At 49.6% G+C, this 3,843-nt stretch carries 7 protein-coding genes; all 7 read left to right on the forward strand.

Annotation, left to right across the window (positions count from 1 at the left end; translation table 11 throughout):
- Positions 1 to 396 (forward strand): hypothetical protein (locus JK211_RS16540; RefSeq protein ID WP_212709713.1); only part of this gene is annotated, 396 nt, incomplete at its 5' end.
- 48 nt (positions 397 to 444) lie between these two features.
- Positions 445 to 840 carry a hypothetical protein gene (locus tag JK211_RS16545; protein ID WP_212709714.1) on the forward strand — a complete coding sequence of 132 codons (396 nt, stop codon included), beginning with the start codon at positions 445 to 447 and terminating at the stop codon, positions 838 to 840.
- Positions 840 to 992, forward strand: a complete 153-nt coding sequence (locus JK211_RS16550) for a hypothetical protein (RefSeq protein WP_212709715.1) — start codon at positions 840 to 842, stop codon at positions 990 to 992. Before JK211_RS16545 ends, JK211_RS16550 begins: the two co-directional genes overlap by 1 nt.
- A 97-nt stretch (positions 993 to 1,089) precedes the next feature.
- A complete protein-coding gene (locus tag JK211_RS16555) occupies positions 1,090 to 1,569 on the forward strand; it encodes a class I SAM-dependent methyltransferase (RefSeq protein WP_212709716.1) in 480 nt (159 codons plus the stop codon).
- A 163-nt stretch (positions 1,570 to 1,732) separates the two neighbouring features.
- Entirely contained in the window at positions 1,733 to 1,939 is a 207-nt protein-coding gene (locus JK211_RS16560) for a hypothetical protein (protein WP_212709717.1), read from the forward strand.
- Positions 1,940 to 2,019: 80 nt separating this feature from the next.
- On the forward strand, positions 2,020 to 2,226 hold the full coding sequence (locus tag JK211_RS16970; protein WP_249213833.1) for an excisionase: 207 nt from the start codon (positions 2,020 to 2,022) through the stop codon (positions 2,224 to 2,226).
- Positions 2,184 to 3,377: an Arm DNA-binding domain-containing protein gene (locus JK211_RS16565; protein WP_212709718.1), complete on the forward strand. Its 1,194-nt coding sequence runs from the start codon at positions 2,184 to 2,186 to the stop codon at positions 3,375 to 3,377. The genes JK211_RS16970 and JK211_RS16565 overlap by 43 nt, the downstream gene beginning before the upstream one ends.
- Positions 3,378 to 3,843: the final 466 nt, after the last annotated feature.

Below are 3,843 nucleotides of genomic sequence, written 5' to 3' on the forward strand. Positions count from 1 at the left end.
GGCCACATCATGAAACTGTCACCGGAAGAATCGGAGGTCTTGTCACGCCATCCGGAAAGGTATAGGGATATCGAAGCCCAGAATCTCATCCGGATGACAGAACGTGAACGCAGTGAATGGCTGACCAGACAACGGATTGTTATGGGGTGCATGGAAGCACGCACCGCCGCCAAAAACGGAGAGCCACACCCGCGCCTGAATCAGATGATGCCGCGTTATCAGCAACGAATTAGGTGCATGGAAACATCTGTCAGGCCACCTGAGCCGGCATGGATTACCGAGAGGAAGCGGAAGCAGAACGCCGAGGGCTGGCAGCGCTCCTGGCAGGAGAATGGGCAGCAGCAGGCAACATTCCCGACAGCCAACACGTCAGGACGTGGCGGCTTCGGTGACTAATTCACCCACCCTCTCCTGCAGGGAGGGTTATCTGTTGGAGAGGAATATATGATTACTGAGCAGAGGCGGCAGGAGTTGATATCGCACGGCAATGAACTAAAGGAAAGGATTGAGGACTTCGGACACAAAAGCGACTTTGAGTTAATGACGTTGCAGTTAGTAGAAATCGCCCTGGCTTCACTTACGGCAGAGCCAACTTACAGCAGGTATCGATTGACTCCAAAGGGAAGCAATCCAGAGACAGAGCCCAGTTCTTGGTTCCCCGGAGACGGTAAAGCATTTGGAAAAAGTCACGACGTTGAGGTTAATTATTTATTTACCGCCCCGCCGGTACCGGTGATTAAGTTTCCTGAATATCAAAAATTACTGGACCATCCTGTGGTTAAAAGTCGGTGGAACCAATGCATCGATGAAGTGAAGCGCCTCAACGGCCTGGGGGAGTGATGAAAATACCTATTCCCGGACGGGGAGGCGGTTGGTGGCTGGCAATTTCATGGCAGAAAAAATCAAAGTGGCGTTACTTTTCCTTCTGGCATGATGGCCCAATGCGTTCTATCTGGCTGGGACATTTATGCATTGAGTGGTGGTGGCGATGAAGAAAGTCACCTCTCGCATACTGGCAGGTAACTATCCTGCTTTCATTAAACGAATAGCGTTCCGCATTGCTCTGTGGGATGCGTACAGGAGGAAGTGATGGATACGCCAGTACTAGATATGTGCTGCGGTTCTCGAATGTTCTGGTTTAATAAATCTGATGCGCGGGCAATATTTTGCGATATCCGAGCAGAAAAACACACCCTATGCGATGGACGCGCACTAAACATATCCCCAGACATTATTGCCGATTTTCGTAACCTTCCTTTCCCTGATAATTCATTCGCTCAAGTCGTTTTTGACCCACCCCACCTTGTTCGGGCTGGTGAAAATGGATGGATGCGGAAAAAATACGGGGCGCTGGATAAGGATAACTGGCAGCAGGATATTGCTGACGGATTTCGTGAAGCTTTCCGGGTGCTCCGGCCACACGGTACGTTGATTTTCAAATGGAATGAAACACAGGTTCCAGTGAAGCAAGTCATCGCCCTTACCGACCAGGTTCCGACTATCTGGCAACGCACCGGTAAAGGGGATAAAACGCACTGGATTATATTCCTCAAGGAGCAACCTGCATGATACTCCTCGGATACGTCATCCTCATTATCTCCGGTAACCAGGCAACTCCCCTCACTGAACATATCTCCCCCACCGAAACACAATGCCAAGCCATCATCAACCGACTGCATGAGCGGCGGCCGGCGGCTGAGTTATTGTGTGGTGAAGTAGAAAGGAATAAATCATGACCCACGCAGACCCACTCGACCAGGCATCAGAACTGGAACATCAGCAGTTACAGGTAGCAATGGCTAACCGCCCACGACCGAAGCCATTCACCGGAAAGTGCTATAACTGTGGCGACATGATCGACAAAGGCCACTATTGCGATGCCGACTGCCGCGAAGATGCCGAGAAGCAAGAACGCGCCGAGATGTTTAAGCGCCACTAATTCCACCCACTAGACCACCCTATTCCCGCACCGGTCACCGGCGGCATCGTCGTGCCTGCGGGTTGGGTAAAGGAGAGCTTATGAGTCTAGATTGCGTACCCCTATCGACGTACTGCAAAAACACCGGAGAGTCGATCGACGCTATTAACAAACGGATACAAAGGAAAATCTGGCAGGTAGGTATCCACGTATTAAAAGTGGATGGCGTACAGGAACGCTGGGTTGATCTTGAAGAGGTAAACAGATGGGCAAGAAAGAGCCGGGACCCGCTTTACCGCGGGGTGTAACAATTCGTCGGCATCAGACTGGCAATACTATTCAGCTCACATTCACTTTTAAGGGTGTTCTATGCAGGGAGCCTCTTTCGGGGTTGGAGGCTAGTCCAAGGAACATTAAATACGCTGAGCGGCTTCTGGGGGAGATACAAAACAAAATATCACTGGGCTCCTTCCTTTACAGTGACTATTTCCCGAAATCTAGGAAGATAGCTACCTTCGGGGAAGTGAAGAAAACAAAAACGGTTGCCGAATATCTGAATGAATACATCACAATATGTAGCAACAGGAAATTATCACCCTCGACTATTGATGGTTATAAAAAGTGCATTACATCGCTTTCAGCGCTACACCCACTTCCAGTAACTGAGCTGACAGCAGGTGTAATGAAGACGTGGATAAGCAACAAGGATGCCAAGCTGAAAACCATCAGGAACCTGCTTTCTTTTTTACGTAGCGCTTTAGATGAAGCGGTCACTGATGGGCTTATAGAATTGAACCCTGTATCGCTAGTGACAGCCTCGCGCTATCGCCCAAAACAGACGCATGAGGAGACAGACGACTATGTAGTTGATCCATTCACTCCGCAGGAGGCTAAGGCCATTTTTGCGGCCTGTATTTACGATCAGTGGCGATTTCTCTTCCAGTTCGCGATTCATACGGGGCTAAGAAGCTCAGAGCTATGTGCATTACGCTGGCAGGATATCGACTTGGTGCACAACACCGTCCATGTTCAAAAGGCTAGTGTCATCGGCGTGATAAAAGGAACGAAAACTGCCGCTGGAACACGTAAGGTCGAGCTGGATGAAGTTGCGATTGCGTCCCTTGCTGGTATGCGCCCATATACTTATATGCGAAGTGAATACGTATTTGAGGACCCAAAAACCATGGAGCCATGGAGTGGATCGGCGGCAATACGCAAAAAAGCCTGGGTTCCGGCACTCCGCAGGGGAAGAGTCAGATACAGAAACCCATATCAAACCAGACACACATTCGCGACCAGGCATATCAGTGTCGGTGTGAATCTCTACTGGCTATCCGGGCAAATGGGGCATAAAGGGCCCGAGATGCTTTTCAGGCACTATGGGTCTTACCTGAAAGACTATGACGGAAACACCACAAAGCAATCTAGCCACCTGACTGTTGTGGGAGGGAATAACTAAGGTAGACGCCAGTAAATCAACACGCACAAAGACAGCAACATGACGTCGGATGGACGACAAAATGCACTTTAAATGCACGTGAAAATAATTTTTATTAAAATACCCTTTAAAATCAGTCACAAACTACACTTTGTGACGCGGGTTCAACTCCCGCCAGCCCACCAATCATGATTGGACAGTGACCGGACAACGCGAGAGAAATCAAGCATCTAGCCACTGTACCCGGACACCGACCAGACGGTAAAGGGACATGAAAGGATACGTAAAAGAGCCGCGGCTCCTGAACGTAAGAAAAAGCCCTAGACTTCGGTCCGGGGCTTTTTTGTATCCGTCGAAAGGACGCTGTCTGGCGCAGGACAAAAGTAGAAGTAGTTTACCCTTCTGCGAAGCCCTCAGTGTCAGCATAGTTGTCACCCCCTCTGAAAAATCAATCTGAGGGCATGGAGTGACAGATGAAACGTATTTC

The organism is Tatumella sp. JGM130 (assembly GCF_018257525.1).
Classification (GTDB): domain Bacteria; phylum Pseudomonadota; class Gammaproteobacteria; order Enterobacterales; family Enterobacteriaceae; genus Tatumella; species Tatumella punctata.

Bases quoted from the DNA above. Each gene is read 5' to 3' on its own strand.
- JK211_RS16560 (WP_212709717.1), top strand. From the start codon at position 1,733: ATGACCCACGCAGACCCACTCGACCAGGCATCAGAACTGGAACATCAG.
- JK211_RS16550 (WP_212709715.1), top strand. From the start codon at position 840: ATGAAAATACCTATTCCCGGACGGGGAGGCGGTTGGTGGCTGGCAATT.
- JK211_RS16565 (WP_212709718.1), top strand. From the start codon at position 2,184: ATGGGCAAGAAAGAGCCGGGACCCGCTTTACCGCGGGGTGTAACAATT.
- JK211_RS16555 (WP_212709716.1), top strand. From the start codon at position 1,090: ATGGATACGCCAGTACTAGATATGTGCTGCGGTTCTCGAATGTTCTGG.
- JK211_RS16970 (WP_249213833.1), top strand. From the start codon at position 2,020: ATGAGTCTAGATTGCGTACCCCTATCGACGTACTGCAAAAACACCGGA.
- JK211_RS16545 (WP_212709714.1), top strand. From the start codon at position 445: ATGATTACTGAGCAGAGGCGGCAGGAGTTGATATCGCACGGCAATGAA.